Genomic DNA, 17,015 nt, shown 5'->3' on the forward strand with positions numbered 1-17,015 from the left:
GGCGGCGACGCTGTCTGGCCGGGGAGTGCCCCGGGGGTTGCCTAGACCAGTCCGTCCGAGAGGTGGTTGGCGGTGCCGAAGCGGTGCGCCGTGATGCTGACGGCCTGCTCATGCAGGAACGCCAGCAGCTCCACCCGCCCGGCCTCCGTGACCGGGTGGGAATAGACCGCCAGGTCGGGGCGGCCGCCGGTCGCCTCGGCCAGCGCCATAGCGTCGCCGCCGATCAGGCGGATCCGCGCCACGGACAGCTTGGCGGCCCCGGCGAGCTTGGCCGCGGAAGACAGCCACTCGGCGTCGCTCTCCACAGTGATGGCGATTCCGAGCCCGGACAGCACGGCCCGCAGCTGGGAGGGGACGTCCACCGCGCTGGAAACCGTGACGTCCGACCCGGCCAGCACGCCGGCGGCAACGGCCCGGACGAGGCGGCCGAGCGGTTCACCTTCCGAGAGGCGCACCGTGACGGGCAACGGGCGGTAGCGGAAGACGTTGCGTTCGGCGCTCAGCCCGGAAACATCCTTGGCGGTGCCGAACTCCTCTGCCCAGGCCAGGGCGTCGGAGGCCAGCGAACGCTGCAGCGGGGCCAGCTCCTCCGCGGTCAGGAAGCCCTTGGCCGCGTCCTCGATCCGGCGCACACCGGAGTGGGCAGGCATGGTGTCGGCGGTGCTGGGCTTGCTGACCCACTCGCCGAGTCCGACGAGGTAGTTGGGCCCGCCGGCCTTTGTGCCGGCGCCGACGGCGGATTTCTTCCAGCCGCCGAAGGGCTGGCGCTGCACGATCGCGCCCGTGATGCCGCGGTTGACGTAGAGGTTGCCGGCCTGGACGGTGTCCAGCCAGAGCGCCAGCTCGTCCGAGTTGAGCGAGTGCAGGCCGGAGGTCAGGCCGTACTCGATCTGGTTCTGGATCGCGATGGCCTCCTCCAGCGTCTCCGCCGTCATGACGCCGAGGACCGGGCCGAAGAACTCGGTGAGGTGGAAGTAGGAGCCGCGCCGGACGCCGTGCCGCACGCCCGGGCTCCACAGCTTGCCGGAATCATCCAGCTGTTTCGGCTCCACGGCCCAGGCCTCGCCCTCGCCAAGGGTGGTCAGCGCATTGAGGAGCTTGCCGCTGGCAGGCTCGATGATCGGGCCCATCTGGCTGGCAGGATCCTCCGGGTAGCCGACCTTGAGCGAGGTGACGGCGTCAATCAGCTGGTTGTGGAAGCGCTTGGACTTCGCCACCGAGCCCACCAGGATCACCAGCGAGGCCGCCGAGCACTTCTGGCCGGCGTGGCCGAACGCGGAGTACGCCACGTCCTTCGCGGCGAGATCCAGGTCGGCACTCGGGGTAACGATGATGGCGTTCTTCCCGCTGGTCTCGGCCAGCAGCGGCAGGTCCTTGCGGAAGGAACGGAACAGCTCGGCCGTCTCGTAGCCGCCGGTCAGGATGACACGGTCCACGGCCGGGTGGGAGATCAGCTGCTGGCCCAGTTCCCGCTCGCCGAGCTGCACCATGGTGAGCACGTCGCGCGGCACACCGGCCTCCCAGAGCGCCTCGATCATCACGGCGCCGCTGCGGCGGGCCTGCTTGGCGGGCTTGATCACGACGGCGGAGCCGGCGGCGAGCGCCGCGAGGGTGGAGCCGGCCGGGATGGCGACCGGGAAGTTCCACGGCGGCGTGACGACGGTCAGCTTGGCCGGGACGAAGGTGGCGCCGTCGACGTCGTCGAGCTTGCGGGCCGATTCGGCGTAGTAGTGCGCGAAGTCGACGGCCTCGCTGACCTCCGGGTCGCCCTGGTCGATGGTTTTGCCGGTCTCGGATGCCATGACCTCGAGGAGGTCGGCGCGGCGGGATTCGAGGACATCACCGGCGCGGTGCAGGATTTCGGCGCGCTCGGCGCCCGAGAGTGCGCCCCAGGCTTTACCCTTCTCGACGGCGGTGGCGATCACCTTGTTCAGGGTCTCGGCGTCGTTGATGGTGGCGGCCTCGACGGCGGCGTTGCCCAGCGTGGAGCTCGCGACGCGTCCCAGGATGGCACGGCCCCAGTCGCGGTTGGCCGGCAGCGACGGGTCGGTGTCCGGGGTGTTCGCGAAGGAGTCATGCGGCAGCGGCTCGGCCGGGAGGCTGCGGTTCTGCCGCCTGTTGGGGGCAGGGACCTCGTCGTCGAGCTTGGCGAGGGAGGCGAGGAAGCGCTGCTTCTCGCGCTCGAAGAGGGATTCGTTCTCGCTGAGTTCGAAGACGGCGGACATGAAGTTGTCCTGGCTGGCGCCCTCTTCCAGGCGGCGGATCAGGTAGGCGATGGCGACGTCAAACTCGGCGGGGTGGACCACCGGCGTGTAGAGCAGGAGCGAGCCGACATCCTTCTTCACGGCTTCCGCCTGGCCTTGGGCCATGCCAAGGAGCATCTCGAACTCAATGCCGGACTCAACACCGCGCTGCTTGGCCAGCAGCCAGGCGAAGGCAATGTCGAACAGGTTGTGGCCGGCGACGCCGATCCGGATGTTGCCGATCCGGTCCGGGTGCAGCGCGTAGTTGATGACGCGCTTGTAGTTGGTGTCCGAGTCCTGCTTGGTGTTCCAGGTGGCGAGCGGCCAGTCGTGCAGGGACGCCTCGACCTGTTCCATCGGCAGGTTGGCGCCCTTGACGACGCGGACCTTGATCGCGGCGCCGCCGTCGGCGCGGCGGCCCGCGGCCCAGTCCTGCAGCCGGATCATGGCGGCGAGGGCATCCGGCAGGTAGGCCTGAAGCACAATGCCGGCTTCGAGGTTCTTGAACTCGGGCTTGTCCAGGATCCGGGTGAAGACCGCGATGGTCATGTCTAGGTCCTTGTACTCCTCCATGTCCAGGTTGATGAACTTGGCCTTCTTGCCGCCGGTGGCGAAGGAGGCGGCGCGGCTGAACAGCGGTGTGAGCTTCTCCACGACGTGCTCCACGGCCTCGTCGAAGGCCCACGCGGAGTGCGGGGCCACGGTCGAGGAGACCTTGATCGAGACGTAGTCGACGTCGGGCCGGGCCAGCAGGGTGTGGGTGCCCTCAAGCCGCCTGGATGCCTCGTGTTCGCCGAGCACCGCTTCGCCGAGGAGGTTGACGTTGAGCTTGATGCCGTCCCGGCGGATCTTCGCGATGGCCGGGCCCAGCTTGGCGTCGGTCGCGTCAACGATGAGGTGGCCGACCATTTCACGCAGCACGCGGCGGGCCACCGGGATGACCACCTGCGGCAGGACCGGGGCCATGGTGCCGCCGAGCCGGACGGCGCTGCGCATGTACCAGGGCAGGAAGGCCGGGACCTTGGGGGCCAGGGCGGCAAGGTTGCGCGCGGCAACGTGCAGGTCCTCTGGGCGCACGACGCCGTCGACGAATCCAACGGTGAAGTCCAGGCCGTTCGGGTCCTTCAGGACGCCCGCGAGCTGCTCCGCGGAGGCGTCAACCGGAACCTTGGCGGCCTCAGTGAGCCAGCGGCGGACCAGCGTGATGGCCTCCTCGGCAAGGGCTGCTGCCTCAAGCACTGGCGAGCCTTCCGAGACTGCGGCGTGCGTGGCTTCCTTGCCCGCGTCCGCGCCGGTGGTCGGGCCGGATTCCATTGAGGTGTTGGTCATGGTGGCACTCGTTCTTTCTCAAAATGTGGACCGTTCTTGAAATCAGTATGAGAGCAAATTTTCATAAGATAAAGCGATGTTTTCTGAGCAATACTGGTTAGGAAACTCGAATGTTCCGGAGGCGGGGCGACGCAGCCCCGGACACAAAAAAGCGCTATCACTTACGGCCCCCAAATCCTGCGGAGGGGAGCCGTAAGTGATAGCGCAACGTGGGGTGAAGCTAGCCGACGTGCCGGTGCATCTCCACGGCTTCCTGGTGCCGCGGGCTCTCCGGATTCATCAGCGAGTGCTTCCGGCCGTAGCCGAAGTAGATGGTCAGCCCGACGACCAGCCAGACGCCGAAGCGGACCCAGGTCTCCCAGTGCAGCTGGACCATCAGGAACGCCGAGGCCAGCATGCCGAAGAGCGGCACCACCGGCATGAACGGCAGCCGGAAGGTGCGCGGGGCATCCGGCTTCTTGTAGCGGAAGATGATCACGGAGAGGCAGACGACGACGAAGGCGGCCAGGATGCCGATGTTCGTCAGGTCGGCCACAGCCTTGATCGGGAAGACCCCGGCCAGCAGCGCCGAGGCCACGCCAGCGATCCAGGTGACGCGCTGCGGGGTGCCGTGGCGGTCGGTTTTGGCGAACCAGCCCGGCAGCAGCCCGTCCCGGCTCATCGAGAACCAGACCCGGGTGACGCCGAGCAGGAAGGTCAGCATGACGGTCAGGATGGACAGCACGGCGAAGACGGAAATGATCGTCGCGATGACGGGAAGGCCCACGCCGTTGAAGGCGGAGGCGAAGCCGGCCTTGGGGTCGATGTCCTTATAGTTCTGCATGCCGGTGAGCACCAGGGTGGCGGCGACGTAGAGAAGCATGGCCACGACGAGGGACATGATGATCGCCTTGGGCATGTGCTTCTTGCCGTCGGTGGCTTCCTCCGCCGCCGTGCTCATCGCGTCATAGCCGAACACGGCAAAGAACACCGTCGCCGAACCGGCCAGCACCGGGCCGAAGCCGCTGGGCATAAACGGGTTGTAGTTGTTGGTGTTGATGTAGAAGATGCCCAGGCCGATGATGAACAGGATCAGGACTACCTTGATGGCGACGGCCGCGAGCTCGAAGCGTCCGAACGTCTTGGTGCCGCGGGAGAGGATCCAGGTCACGACCAGGCACACGACAATGGCGGGGATGTTGACGACGCCGCCCTTGCCCTCATCCACCGTCGAGGTCATCCAGACCGGCATGTGGATGCCGATGCCGGAGAGGAACGCGTCGAAGTAGCCGGAAATACCGATGGCCACCACGGCCACGATGGCGATGTACTCCAGCAGCAGGTCCCAGCCGATGAACCAGCCGATCACCTCGCCCAACGCCACGTACCCGTAGGTGTAGGCCGAGCCGGCCCGGGGGATCATGCCCGCGAATTCGGCGTAGGACAAAGCGGCGGCCGCGGATGCCAGGCCCGCGATCAGGAACGAGAACAGCACAGCGGGGCCCACGCCGGGTTCACTCTCGCTGCCGTGGGCCACAAGGCCGGCCAGCGAGAAGATGCCTACGCCAATAATGCCGCCGACCCCGATCGCGGTCAGCTGCCAGAGGCCGAGGCTCTTGAACAGTCCGCTGTGTTTGTTTTCCTCTTCGATGTCGTCGATGGGCTTGCGCCGCATGATCGATCTGGTCAAGTCTCTGGTGCTCATCAGGGTCTCCTGCAGTGGGGTGTCGCCCATCAATCCGCCCTGTGATGGGGGTAACTGGATCACAACAGTATGCAAGCCGGATTCCATTAGATAAAGTGAATTCTCCTAATCAATAACCATTAGAATTCACAAAGGAACAGCGATGCTCGACGTCCGGCGGTTGCGCCTGCTGCGCGAACTCAAAATCCGGGGCACGCTTGCCGAGGTGGCTGAGGCGCTGCAGTACAGCCCGTCGTCGGTCTCGCAGCAGCTGGCGCTGCTGGAAAAGGAAGCCGGCGTCGAACTGCTCCGGAAAACGGGCCGCCGGGTCCAGCTCACCCCGCAGGCCGAGGTGCTGGTCGCCCACACCGCCCAACTCCTGGAAACGCTGGAGCAGGCGGAGGCCGACCTCGCGGCCTCGCTGACCACCGTGACTGGGACCGTGCGGATCGCCGTTTTCCAGTCCGCGGCCCTTGCGCTGATGCCGGACGCCCTGACCCGGATGTCCGCAAGCTACCCGGAGGTCCGGATTGAGATGGTCCAGCGGGAACCCGAGACCGCGCTCCACGAGACCTGGGCGCGTGAGTTCGACCTGGTCATTGCCGAGCAGTACCCGGGCCACGCCGCGCCCCGCTACGCCGAACTGGACCGGGTCCGCCTGACCGGGGACGCGATCCGGCTGGCGGTTCCGCCCGCGTCCCCGGCCCGCCCCGCGATCACCTCCCTCGCCGACACCAATGGGCTGTCCTGGGTCATGGAACCGCGCGGCGCGGCATCCCGGCACTGGGCCGAGCAGGCCTGCCGGAGCGCCGGGTTCGAGCCCGATGTGCGCTTCGAGACCGCCGACCTGCAGGCGCAGATCCGGCTGATCGAGTCGGGCAACGCGGTGGCCCTGATGCCGGACTTGGTCTGGACCGGCCGGGGCACCACGGCCCAGCTGATCGATCTCCCCGGCAATCCGCACCGCACCGTCTTCACGTCCGTGCGCCGCTCCAGCGCCAAGCGGCCCGCCATCGTGGCTGCGCGCGAAATCCTCGCCGAGACCGCCGCGTCTATCGCGCCGGCCGCCTGAAGCACCGCCGCGCCTATCGAGCCCGCCCTGGCCGAGCGGGCTCCGGGGCCCGGTGTTCACTGGCTCACAGCGCACTGACCGCACCGGCGTTAGACTGATGACGTTATGAATCGAACAATGTTCAAGTCCAAAATCCACCGCGCCACGGTCACCCACGCGGACCTTCACTATGTCGGCTCGGTCACCGTGGACCTGGACCTGCTCGAGGCCGCCGACATCCTTCCCGGTGAGCTGGTCGCGATCGTCGACGTCACCAACGGCGCCCGGCTGGAGACGTACACGATCGCCGGCGAGCGCGGATCCGGCGTCATTGGCATTAACGGGGCAGCCGCGCACCTGATGCACGAAAACGACATCGTCATCCTGATCACCTATGCGCAGATGACCACGGAAGAGGCCAAGGCCTACAACCCCAAGGTGGTCCACGTGGACAAGGACAACAAGGTCGTGCAGATCGGCAACGATCCGGCGGAAAGCCACACGGCCGGGCTCCTGCGCCCGCCGCACGCGTTGAACAACGCCACCCTGAACTAGCAGCGCCGGAGTGCTAGGCGTCCTGGCTGGATTCTTCGTCGTCTGGTTCATCATCCTGGTTGGCATGTTCGTCGGCCGGCGCAACATCTTGGGCGAGAACGCCCGCTCCGTCCTCAGCGCCCTGACCTTCTTCGTGGCGAGCCCTGCCCTGCTATTCGAGACCCTCAGCAAAGCCCGGCTCCACGACGTCTTCGCAGCCCCTCTGCTGGTGACCGCCGTGGGCGCGATCACGACGGCGGCGCTCTACTTCGGCATCGTGCGCTTCGCGTTGAAACGGGCACTGCCAGAGGCCCTCGTGTCCTCCATGAGTTCGTCCCTGGCCAACTCCGCCAACCTGGGCATCCCGATCGCCGTTTTTGTCCTGGGCGATGCCAGCTACGTGGCGCCGCTGCTGATCTTCCAGCTCGCTTTCTTCACGCCGCTCTACCTGCTGGTCCTCGACGCCACCACCAGCGCCCACCGGACGACGCCGCTGACCTTCGTCCTGATGATCCTGCGGAACCCCATGATCGTGGGTTCGGGACTGGGCCTGCTCGTGGCAGGGACCGGTTGGGAGGTTCCGGCGCTGGTGCTGCAGCCTATCCACCTGATCGGCGGGGCCGCGATCCCCGCAATGCTGCTGTCCTTCGGCATGAGCCTGAACGGTTCCCGGCCACTGCAGGCCTCGGCCGCGCGGCGCGCCGACACGCTGCTGGCCAGCGGCTTCAAGCTCATCGTCCACCCGCTGCTCGCCTTCCTCTTCGCCCGCTTCGCCCTCGGCCTGCAGGACCAGGCGCTGTTCGCCGTGGTGGTGACATCCGCCCTGCCCACGGCCCAGAACGTCTTTGTCGTGGCCAACCGGTACCGGACCGGGCTTACCGTCGCCAAAGACACCGTCCTGATCACCACCGTGGTCGCCGTCCCCGCCATGATCGGGGTGGCGCTGCTCCTGGCCTGACGCCACCCGGAGCGGCGCACCCGCGTGGCCTGCCCGGGCTCCGGCGGCTGCCCCGGTAGGCTGTGAAAGGCCGGAAACCGGCCAAGTAGCAGGCTGGAATTGGGGGAACGAGTGCGCACGTTTGAAGCCGGAGTCGTTGTGACGGGCAGCAGGAGAACCACGCGCCGTCGGGGTGCCGTGGACTGGATCGCCTACGGCGTGGCAGGGGTGCTGCTTGTTTCATCCACCGCCTGCGGCGGACCCGCCCCGACCGCGGAGAAGACCGCCGTCGAATCGGCGCGGCCCAGCGCCTCGGTCGCCATGGCCGCGCCCACCTCGACACCGTCATCCACGCCGACCGCATCGGCCGACGCCGGCGCCCCGCTGGACCCGGACACGGCCCCGGTTGTCAGCCTGGCCGGAGCCTCGGCCCCGCGTCAGCAGCCGGCGTATGCCAGCAAGGCGCTCGACGTGCTCGCCACCCTGCCCGTTAAGGGCAGGGCGCCCAAGACCGGTTACTCGCGCGACCAGTTCGGCCAGGCCTGGGCCGACGTCGACCGCAACGGCTGCGATACCCGCAACGACACGCTCCGCCGCGACCTCACGGCGGTCGCGCTCAAGGCCGGAACCCACGACTGCGTGGTTCTGTCCGGCGCCCTGAACGACCCCTACACGGCCAAGCTGATCAACTTCGTCCGCGGCAACAGCACCAGCAGCGCCGTCCAGATCGACCACGTCGTGGCGCTCAGTGACGCCTGGCAGAAGGGCGCGCAGCAGCTCAGCCCGGCCCAGCGCCTCGCCTTCGCCAACGACCCGCTCAACCTCTTGGCCGTGGACGGTCCCGCGAACATGCAGAAGAGCGACGGCGACGCCGCCACGTGGCTGCCGGCGAACAAGTCCTACCGCTGCGCGTACGTGGCCCGGCAGATCTCGGTCAAGGCCAGCTATGCGCTATGGGTCACCCAGGCAGAGCATGACGCCATGGCCCGGATTTTGGCCGACTGCCCGGACGCCATGGCCCCCACCAACGAGCAGCCACCGGCGGCCGCTGCCGCCCCGGCCGCTGCGCCCGCCGAGCCCGCCGCACCGGCCCCGGCCCCGGCCCCGGCGATTGTCCCGGCAGCACCCGCACCGGCTGCGGTGTATTACGCCAACTGCGCCGCAGTGCGTGCGGCCGGGGCTGCGCCCATCCGCCGCGGGCAGCCCGGCTACAGCAGCAAACTGGACCGCGACGGCGACGGGATCGCCTGCGAGTAGGCGCGGCGGGCCCGCACTCCGACTGCTAGCAGGCCGGCGTCTGGTACTCGTAGGCTCCGGCGTCGGCCCCCGCGTCGCCTTGGCAGTCGCCGTTCTGGGCGACGGGCTGCCCGTCCAGGTCCACGGTGAAAGGACTGCTGCCCGCGCGGTCAATCGCGGGACTCAGGCTGGTTGGGTGGAGGTCGGTCGGGGCGTCCACGAAGTCGGCGGCCTCCCTGGTGGAGGTGCCGCTGGGCTCCACAGTGCTGGGTCCGTTCAAGACGTTTTCCTGCTCGGTCCAGCCCGAGCCGTCGATCCAGAGCGAATTCCGCACGGCGACAAGGATGTTCCCCCGGATCACTGTTGAGGCGGGGCACGCCGCGTGGCACACCACGGCCTGGGACTCCGGGCCGTCCAGCCAGACGGTGTTGAATTCGAAGACGGTGCCGTTCGTCGGACCGAACGATGACTTCGGCCCGCGCGCGATCAGCCCGCCGGCCTTAGAGCAGTCTTCGCCGCAACTCGCGCGGATCAGGTTGTAGCGGTAGGTGTTGCCGTCCGCGGTGCCCCCCGGCGAACGGCCGATCTCAGAGAACACGTTGTTGTCCACGGCCACGTTGTGGTGGATGCTGTTCCGGCTCCCGTTGAAGATTTCGAAGGCGCTGCCGTCGATCGAAAAATCGTAGGACTTCGCGGTTGAGCCGGTGACGGTGTTGCCGGTGAACTCGTTGTCGCTCCCGTTGATCAGCACACCGAAGGCGCCCGAGTCGTCGTTGCAGTTGACGGCCTGCGGCGTGCCGCAGTTGACCCCGGGCGTGTTGACGTTCATGACGTCGTTATCGGCCAGGTTGTTGTTCACGTAGTGTCCGAAATCGGAGCCCTGGCCCACCTTGATGCCCGCCGCGTTGTGGGTCGCCGTGGAGTTCTTGAGGGTGGTGTGGTCACCGGAGACACTGAACCCGGCATAGCCGCAGGACTGGGCTCGGAGGCCGTCCACCGTGATGAAGTTCCCGTTGATCGTGACGCAGTTCGCGCCCTGCCCGCCGGATTCGCCGCCGGTGACGGTCGGCGCACTCCCGGCGCCGTAGCTGTTCAGGGTGATGGCGGCGTCGGCCGTGCCGCTCTGGTTGATGACGACGCCGCCGGTCCAGGTGTCGCCCCGCCGGAAGCTCACGGAATCGCCCGCCTTCAGCACCGTGTTGTTGACCTTCAGCAACGATTGCCAGGGGGTTCCGGGGGAGGTTCCGTCGTTGTCGTCGTTGCCGTCCACGCTGAGGAAATAGGTGGTCCCGGCAGCCGACGCCGGTGCCCAGTTTCCCGCAAGGGAACCTCCCAGCAGCACGAGGACCACCAGCATGGGTGCAGCTATGGACTTGATCTTCATAGTGACACCTGGACTTCTGAAGATGAATCCGGGGCCGCCGAGCGGCGCTGTGGCCGGCGGCCGAAATACAGCCCGCGGCAGGCTTAACGCTAGGGGCGCCCCGCGGCCAAGTCAACGATTCCGGCGGCCTCTGCGAGGAGTTCCACGGACCGCAGCCTGTCCTCCACCCTGGCGCTCTGGTGCGCGACGATCAGTTCGTCGGCGTCGGCGTGCGCAGTGAACTCCTCCAGGTATTCGACCACGGCAGCGGGGGTGCCCACGGCGGAGTACTTCATCATCTGCGCCATGTGCTGGCCCTGCGGCGAGTCCAGGATCATGTCCGCTTCGTCGTCGCTGAAAACGCGGCCGTTGCCGAAGAACAGCGACACCCGGGCCCGTTTGGTGGCCTGGAACATTTCCTGGGCGTCGGCGGCGGAATCCGCGGCGATCACGTTGACGCCGGCAATCACGTGCGGGGCGCCCAGCTGCCCGGAGGGCCGGAATTCGCGGCGGTAGAGGGCCACGGCATCCTGCAGGGCGTTCGGGGCGAAGTGCGAGGCGAAGGCGTAGGGCAGTCCGAGCTGGGCCGCCAGCTTCGCGCCGAAGAGCGATGACCCCAGGATGTAGAGCGGCACATTGGTGCCCTTGCCCGGGGTGGCCTCAACGCCGGGGATGCGGGTCGGGCCTGTCAGGTAGCCCTGCAGTTCCAGAACGTCCTGCGGGAAACTGTCCGCGCTCATCGGATCGCGGCGCAAGGCACGCATGGTGTTCTGGTCGCTGCCGGGGGCGCGGCCCAGACCCAGGTCGATCCGTCCCGGGTGCAGGGTCTCAAGCGTGCCGAACTGCTCGGCGATGGTCAGCGGCGAGTGGTTGGGCAGCATGACGCCGCCGGCCCCGAGCCGGATGCTCTTGGTCTGCGCGGCAATGTGGGCGATCAGGACGCTGGTCGCGGAGGAGGCGATGGAGGACATGTTGTGGTGCTCGGCGTACCAGATCCGGCGGTAGCCCAGGTCCTCGGCGCGCTGCGCCATGGCCACGCTGCCGGCGAAGCTTTCTGCCGCCGTCTGGCCCTTGCCGATGATTGCCAGGTCAAGGATGGAAAGCGGAACAGTCACGGAAAAGCCGGCCTTTCGTTGCGGAGCATGGTCTAGATGAGGTGGCAGCCGCGCCGGGATCCGGCGTACGCACACTGATGCCAACGACGCCGGCGCCCGGCTTATTTCTGCGCGGCCGGAATCACCGGCTGGACTGCCCGGGAGGAATACTCAGCAGCCTTAGTGGGTTGCCGACCTTATGAGCCACCACAACTCACAGCATCCGGAACTATCCGCAACGATCGATTTGAAGGACCTGGGAACTGTGCACCGGCTGGGCTTCGGCGCCATGCGCATTGTCGGCGACGGGGTCTGGGGCGAGCCCGCGGACCGGCACGCGGCCATAGCCGTCGTCCGCCGCGCCGTCGAACTCGGCGTCGACTTCATCGACACCGCCGATTCCTACGGGCCCAACATCAGCGAGGAGATCCTCGCGGAGGCCCTGCACCCTTACCGGGACGGTCTGAAGATCGCCACCAAGGTCGGGTTCACCCGCACCGGCCCGAATGAATGGGTGCCGGTCGGCCGTCCCGAGTACCTGCGCCAGCAGACCGAGCTGAGCCTGCGCAAGCTCAAGGTGGACGCGCTGGACCTGCTGCAGCTGCACCGGATTGATCCCAAGGTGGACCCGGAGGAGCAGTTCAGCGTGCTCCGCGACCTGCAGAAGGAAGGCAAGGTCAAGGCGCTGGGCCTGTCCCAGGTCAGTGTGGCCGAACTCGAGCAGGCCGGGCGCCACTTCACCGTTTCCACCGTGCAGAACCGCTACAACCTGACGGACCGCAGCTCGGAGGATGTCTTGAACTACGCCGAGAAGAACGGCATCGGCTTCATCCCCTGGGCTCCGATCTCGGCCGGCGAACTCGCCCGGCCCGGCGGCCCGCTCGACGAGGCCGCCACCCGGCTGGGCGCCACCACCTCGCAGGTGGCCCTCGCCTGGCTGCTTCGCCGCTCCCCCGCCATGATGCCGATCCCCGGCACCGGCTCGGTCAAGCACCTCGAAGAGAACCTTGCCGCCGGCAGCGTCGTCCTCGATGACGCTACCTTCGCGGAGCTCGAAGCCGCACGCTAAACCCCGCCCCCATCACCACCCCTTGCCCGGCCCTTGCGCCGGCAGAACAGGAGCACAACATGGCTAACATCCTGATGGTCGTATCCGCCGCAGATTCCCTCACCATGCGCGACGGCAGCAAGCACCCCACCGGATACTGGGCCGAGGAGCTCGTCGTTTCGCACCAGACCCTGCGCGGCGCCGGCCACACCGTCCAGATCGCCACTCCCGGCGGCGCCAAGCCGACCGTGGACGAGGTCAGCCTGGCAGCCGACTCCGCCGGCGGCCAGGACCGCGCCGACGGCTTCCGCCGGTACCTCGCCGACATCGACGCCGAACTCTCCGCCCCGCTGGTGCTGGCCGACGTCGACCTGGCCGGGTACGACGCGATCGTGATGCCCGGTGGTCACGGCCCCATGGCCGACCTGTTCGAGGACGCGGACCTCGGCCGGCTGCTGATCGAGGCCAACAAGGCCGGCAAGGTTATCGCGCCCTTCTGCCACGGCCCCGCCGGCCTGCTGAGCGCCGTCGACGCCGCCGGAAACTTCGCCTTCGCGGGGCGCCGCCTCACCGTCTTCACGAATGAAGAGGAACTGGGCGGCGGAACCGGGGAGAACACGCCCTGGTTCGTCGAAGACGCGTTGAAGGAGAAGGGGTCGGTCGTGGAAAACGAGGGCGCCTGGGGCTCCCACGTGGTCCGCGACGGCAACCTCATCACCGGACAGAACCCGCAGTCCAGCGAGGACGTGGCGCAGGAAGTCCTGAAGGCCCTCGCTGAATAGCGCCGCCCGCAGGCCCCAACAAAGCTAGGCTGATGCCGGGTCCGGGCGGCCGGACCCGGCTAAGCTAGCGGCATGGCCATGAAATCCACTGCTGATAAAGTCGCCACCATCCAAAAGGGGTACACCCTGGAGGGGCCCACCATCGAGCTGGGAGCCGCGATTGTCGACGGCGAACTCCACAAGGACGCGCCGGTCCGGCTGCCGTTGTCCATGATGAACCGGCACGGGCTGGTGGCCGGCGCGACCGGCACCGGCAAGACCGTGACCCTGCACATGATGGCGGAGCAGCTCTCCACCGCCGGTGTACCGGTCTTCCTCGCGGACATCAAGGGCGACCTCTCCGGCCTCGCCACAGCCGCCGCCGGCTCGGAGAAGCTCAAGGCCCGCACCGACAGCATCGGCCAGCCGTGGTCCGGCAAGACGTTCCCGGTGGAATTCCTCGCCCTCGGCGGCGACGGCGCCGGTATCCCGGTCCGCTCCACCATCACTTCCTTCGGCCCCATCCTGCTGTCCCGGGTGATGGAACTCAATGAGACCCAGGAGTCCAGCCTGCAACTGGTCTTCCACTTTGCGGACAAAAACGACCTTGAGCTGATCGACCTCAAGGACCTGCGGGCGGTCATCCAGTTCCTGACCTCGGACGAGGGCAAGGACGAACTCGAGAACCTGGGCGGCCTGTCGAAGTCCACCGCCGGCGTCATCCTCCGCGAACTGGTCACGCTCGAGGCGCAGGGGATGGAAAAGTTCTTCGGCGAACCGGAGTTCGACACCGCCGAACTCCTGCGGACTGCCCCGGACGGCCGCGGCGTCGTGACCTGCCTGGAACTGCCCACCCTGCAGACCAAGCCGATGCTGTTCTCCACCTTCCTGATGTGGCTGCTCGCCGACCTGTTCGAGGACCTGCCCGAGGCCGGCGACCTGGACAAACCCAAACTCGTGTTCTTCCTGGACGAGGCACACCTGCTCTTCAACGACGCCTCCAAGGCCTTCCTGGACGCGATCACCACCACCGTTCGGCTGATCCGCTCCAAGGGCGTGGGTATCTTCTTCGTCACGCAGACGCCGAAGGACGTGCCGGCGGAGGTCCTTGGCCAGCTCGCCAACCGGGTGCAGCACGCCCTGCGCGCCTTCACCCCGGAGGATGCCAAGGCGCTCAAGGCGACTGTCTCCACCTTCCCGATGAGCGACTACGACCTTGAGGAAACCCTCACCTCGGCCGGAATTGGCGAGGCTGTCATCACCGTCATGAACGAGAAGGGCGCCCCGACTCCGGTGGCCCTGACGCGGCTGTGGGCTCCCGAGTCCGTGATGGGCCCGAGCGATAATGCCCTGATTGCCAGCACCGTGGCCGGCTCCGCCCTGCTCGCCAAGTACGGCACGGCCGTGGACAACATCTCCGCCTACGAGAAGCTGGCCGGCCGGGCCGCCGCGTCCACCGGCCCCGCTGCCGGCGGCTCCGGGGCGGAAGCCAGCTCGGGCGCCGGTCTGGACCCCAACGCCGTCGACGCCGATGCCCGCCGGATCGAGGAAGAAATCCTCGGCCGGCCCAGCAGCCGTCCGGCGCCGGCGCCCGAACCGGAACGCGCACCGCAGCGGCGGTCACAGCAGCAGCAGGAATCCGGCGGCGGAATGGCCGGAGATCTCGCCGGGGCGCTGGGTGGCGCCCTCGGCGGCGGGCTCAAAAGCATGGCTCGCTCACTCGGTACCCAGCTCGGCCGGGAACTGCTGCGCGGTGTCTTCGGAACCGCCTCCCGGCGCCGTCGGCGCTAGGAGCGCTGAGGCAGCCGTGTCCGCCCGGAGGTGATGGTGCGCGTCACACGTGACTCCTGGGACACGTGTATTCAGCGGGCGTACAGGTAACGTAAGGGACGTGCAAATGAGTCAGGCGTTGGTCAGGATCGCAGCCGGGTGGCTGATGGGCCTGATGCTCGCCGTGGCCGGCGCCGTCGTCGCCATCAACCTGGTGAACGACTCCATCGCCAGCCCGCAGCAGCCGGTACGCGAGTATCTGGCCGCGCTGCAGAAGGGCGAAGGCGAGAAGGCCCTGGGCCTCCTGCAGGCCCGGGTGCCGCAAAGCAACCCTGCAATGCTGGACGGCGAAGCGCTGAAGACCGCGGCCGCGAAGATCTCCGGGGTGAAATTCGGCGACGCTGAAGACCGGGGCGGGGACCAGGTCATGGTCCCGGTGGACTACAGCATCGACGGGAGCCAGTTGCGCACCGAGTTCCTGCTGCAACGCTCCGGCACCCAGTGGCTCTTCTTCCACGACTGGTCTTTCGTCCCGGCGGAGCTGCCAACCCTGAGCGTCACCGTGGTGAACTCGAACCAGGCCTCTCTTAACGGGGTTCCCGTAAACATGCCCAACGGCCGCAACACCTTCGCCGTGTTCTACCCGGGCGAATATGAGGCCTCACTGAACGGCCAGTTCTTCGCGGCCCCCGCGACCCGGGCAATCCTTTCCGGCCGGGACACACCCCCGGCGCCGCTGAATCTGCTGACCCAGGCCACCGACGGCCTCAAGGACGCCGTCAGCGCCAAGGTCAAGCAGTTCCTCGACGACTGCGCCGACCAGGCGGACAAGAAGCAGCAGCTTCAGCCGGACTGCCCGTTCTACCACATCACCAACAACCGGGTAGCGGACGGAACCATCGACTGGAGCATCACCGACTACCCCGTGGTGAAGATTGAGCCCTTCGGCGGCCGTTGGGTGGTCGCGCCGCTGGACGGCAAGGCTCGGATCAAGGCACGGCAGACGGACCTCTTCACCGGTGCGGTCACCGAACTCAATGCGGTCCACGACTTCAGCTTCACGACCCGCCTGGACATCGACGGCGACACGGTCAAGCTCACCCCGCAGCTCAGCAACTAGGGCCGCTGCAGCCCAGGCTGTCGCGGTGCCGGCCAGGTCGTCACACCCAGCCGTCACACCGGGCAGTCTTTTGCGGCAGCGGCGCCCGGCGGTGCCCGACATTGCGCGGAGCCCTTCGTGTCGGAAGCCGAAGAACTTGTCCGGCGTGACGCCTCACGCGCGCGGTCGGCCCGCCAGGACTGCCGAAACTTCGGCCATCATCCGCGCGGGGCGGTGCACGACGTCGTCGTAGTAGTAGCGGAGCACCGAATAGCCACGGACAACGGACACGTTGTTGCGGCGTTGGTCCTTTTTAAGCTGGGCCCAGTCGCTGTGGTGGCGGCCGTCCAGTTCAACGATGAGTCTGCCCTCGAGGAGAAGGTCCACATATCCGACGCCGTCAATATAGACCTGGGGCTCCACCGTGATTCCGGCCTGGCGGAAGCATGTCCGGGCCAAGGTCTCCAGCAGGGACTCGGCCCCGCGGTCCACCCATTCAAGGACGTGGCGGGCCCTACCGTTACGCCGTCCCGGCAGCCTCTGCCGCAGGAAGTCCACCGTCATCTCGCCCCGGCCCACGGCGCATTCGACCATGACCAGGGACTCCCTGAACGGGAGGCAGCGCAGAGCGTGAATCAGGACATCGCCCAAGGCCGCAACCGGCCGGTGCGGTTGTGGGTCAAAGAGCAGGCCGCCATGGGGTGTCTCCCCGGCGACGGTCTCGCCGCGGCGGTGGTGCACATGGTTGGACCCGACAGGGCCGATAGCCCACAGTCCATAAAATGGGGCCGCGCTGACACAGGTGAGCAGCTGCCTCCGCTGGAGCAGCGAGACATAATCGGCAGGGGCGGAGGGGAGAGCGTACAGCCCGCGAACCGGCTGGAGAA

At 67.6% G+C, this 17,015-nt stretch carries 13 protein-coding genes; 8 read left to right on the forward strand and 5 right to left on the reverse strand.

Features of this window, described 5'->3' with window-relative positions; genetic code table 11:
- Nucleotides 1-41 precede the first annotated feature (41 nt).
- On the reverse strand, nucleotides 42-3,572 hold the full coding sequence (locus tag FFF93_RS15830; protein WP_186372183.1) for a bifunctional proline dehydrogenase/L-glutamate gamma-semialdehyde dehydrogenase: 3,531 nt from the start codon (nucleotides 3,570-3,572) through the stop codon (nucleotides 42-44).
- 220 nt (nucleotides 3,573-3,792) lie between these two features.
- Entirely contained in the window at nucleotides 3,793-5,256 is a 1,464-nt protein-coding gene (locus FFF93_RS15835; protein ID WP_138768072.1) for an amino acid permease, read from the reverse strand.
- A gap of 142 nt (nucleotides 5,257-5,398) precedes the next feature.
- On the opposite strand from FFF93_RS15835, the gene FFF93_RS15840 reads away from it, so the two are divergent.
- The 4 genes from FFF93_RS15840 (at nucleotide 5,399) to FFF93_RS15855 (ending at nucleotide 9,014) form a co-directional block, all read left to right on the forward strand.
- The gene (locus FFF93_RS15840; RefSeq protein ID WP_138768071.1) at nucleotides 5,399-6,307 is read left to right on the forward strand and encodes a LysR substrate-binding domain-containing protein; all 909 of its coding nucleotides are present in this window, start codon (nucleotides 5,399-5,401) and stop codon (nucleotides 6,305-6,307) included.
- Nucleotides 6,308-6,412: 105 nt separating this feature from the next.
- Nucleotides 6,413-6,841, forward strand: coding sequence for an aspartate 1-decarboxylase (gene panD, locus FFF93_RS15845; RefSeq protein ID WP_186372184.1), 429 nt, complete (start codon nucleotides 6,413-6,415; stop codon nucleotides 6,839-6,841).
- Between the two features lie 10 nt (nucleotides 6,842-6,851).
- Nucleotides 6,852-7,778, forward strand: a complete 927-nt coding sequence (locus FFF93_RS15850) for an AEC family transporter (protein ID WP_138768070.1) — start codon at nucleotides 6,852-6,854, stop codon at nucleotides 7,776-7,778.
- 111 nt (nucleotides 7,779-7,889) lie between these two features.
- The gene (locus FFF93_RS15855) at nucleotides 7,890-9,014 is read left to right on the forward strand and encodes a DUF1524 domain-containing protein (protein ID WP_261375192.1); all 1,125 of its coding nucleotides are present in this window, start codon (nucleotides 7,890-7,892) and stop codon (nucleotides 9,012-9,014) included.
- 25 nt (nucleotides 9,015-9,039) lie between these two features.
- Here FFF93_RS15855 and FFF93_RS15860 read toward each other — a convergent pair whose 3' ends face one another.
- Both FFF93_RS15860 and FFF93_RS15865 read right to left on the reverse strand, forming a co-directional pair.
- A complete protein-coding gene (locus FFF93_RS15860) occupies nucleotides 9,040-10,377 on the reverse strand; it encodes a hypothetical protein (RefSeq protein ID WP_138768069.1) in 1,338 nt (445 codons plus the stop codon).
- A gap of 89 nt (nucleotides 10,378-10,466) precedes the next feature.
- The gene (locus FFF93_RS15865) at nucleotides 10,467-11,471 is read right to left on the reverse strand and encodes an LLM class flavin-dependent oxidoreductase (RefSeq protein ID WP_138768068.1); all 1,005 of its coding nucleotides are present in this window, start codon (nucleotides 11,469-11,471) and stop codon (nucleotides 10,467-10,469) included.
- Nucleotides 11,472-11,649: 178 nt separating this feature from the next.
- Between FFF93_RS15865 and FFF93_RS15870 the strand changes: the two genes are divergently transcribed.
- The 4 genes from FFF93_RS15870 to FFF93_RS15885 all read left to right on the forward strand — a co-directional run bounded on the left by FFF93_RS15870 (nucleotide 11,650) and on the right by FFF93_RS15885 (nucleotide 16,149).
- A complete protein-coding gene (locus tag FFF93_RS15870; RefSeq protein WP_138768067.1) occupies nucleotides 11,650-12,519 on the forward strand; it encodes an aldo/keto reductase in 870 nt (289 codons plus the stop codon).
- Between the two features lie 59 nt (nucleotides 12,520-12,578).
- Complete coding sequence (locus FFF93_RS15875; protein WP_138768066.1) at nucleotides 12,579-13,280, forward strand: type 1 glutamine amidotransferase domain-containing protein; 702 nt, start codon at nucleotides 12,579-12,581, stop codon at nucleotides 13,278-13,280.
- 72 nt (nucleotides 13,281-13,352) lie between these two features.
- A complete protein-coding gene (locus tag FFF93_RS15880; protein WP_138768065.1) occupies nucleotides 13,353-15,050 on the forward strand; it encodes a helicase HerA-like domain-containing protein in 1,698 nt (565 codons plus the stop codon).
- Nucleotides 15,051-15,156: 106 nt separating this feature from the next.
- Nucleotides 15,157-16,149 carry a hypothetical protein gene (locus FFF93_RS15885; protein WP_138768064.1) on the forward strand — a complete coding sequence of 331 codons (993 nt, stop codon included), beginning with the start codon at nucleotides 15,157-15,159 and terminating at the stop codon, nucleotides 16,147-16,149.
- Nucleotides 16,150-16,302: 153 nt separating this feature from the next.
- Here the strand turns inward: FFF93_RS15885 and FFF93_RS15890 are convergent, their stop codons facing one another.
- Nucleotides 16,303-16,869, reverse strand: a complete 567-nt coding sequence (locus tag FFF93_RS15890; RefSeq protein ID WP_261375193.1) for an endonuclease domain-containing protein — start codon at nucleotides 16,867-16,869, stop codon at nucleotides 16,303-16,305.
- Nucleotides 16,870-17,015: the final 146 nt, after the last annotated feature.

The organism is Arthrobacter sp. KBS0702, assembly GCF_005937985.2.
Taxonomy (GTDB): domain Bacteria; phylum Actinomycetota; class Actinomycetes; order Actinomycetales; family Micrococcaceae; genus Arthrobacter.

Excerpts from the sequence above, each read along its gene's own strand:
- FFF93_RS15830 (WP_186372183.1), bottom strand. The coding sequence starts at position 3,572 with ATGACCAACACCTCAATGGAATCCGGCCCGACCACCGGCGCGGACGCG.
- FFF93_RS15835 (WP_138768072.1), bottom strand. The coding sequence starts at position 5,256 with ATGAGCACCAGAGACTTGACCAGATCGATCATGCGGCGCAAGCCCATC.
- FFF93_RS15840 (WP_138768071.1), top strand. The coding sequence starts at position 5,399 with ATGCTCGACGTCCGGCGGTTGCGCCTGCTGCGCGAACTCAAAATCCGG.
- panD (WP_186372184.1), top strand. The coding sequence starts at position 6,413 with ATGAATCGAACAATGTTCAAGTCCAAAATCCACCGCGCCACGGTCACC.
- FFF93_RS15860 (WP_138768069.1), bottom strand. The coding sequence starts at position 10,377 with ATGAAGATCAAGTCCATAGCTGCACCCATGCTGGTGGTCCTCGTGCTG.
- FFF93_RS15870 (WP_138768067.1), top strand. The coding sequence starts at position 11,650 with ATGAGCCACCACAACTCACAGCATCCGGAACTATCCGCAACGATCGAT.
- FFF93_RS15875 (WP_138768066.1), top strand. The coding sequence starts at position 12,579 with ATGGCTAACATCCTGATGGTCGTATCCGCCGCAGATTCCCTCACCATG.
- FFF93_RS15880 (WP_138768065.1), top strand. The coding sequence starts at position 13,353 with ATGGCCATGAAATCCACTGCTGATAAAGTCGCCACCATCCAAAAGGGG.
- FFF93_RS15885 (WP_138768064.1), top strand. The coding sequence starts at position 15,157 with ATGAGTCAGGCGTTGGTCAGGATCGCAGCCGGGTGGCTGATGGGCCTG.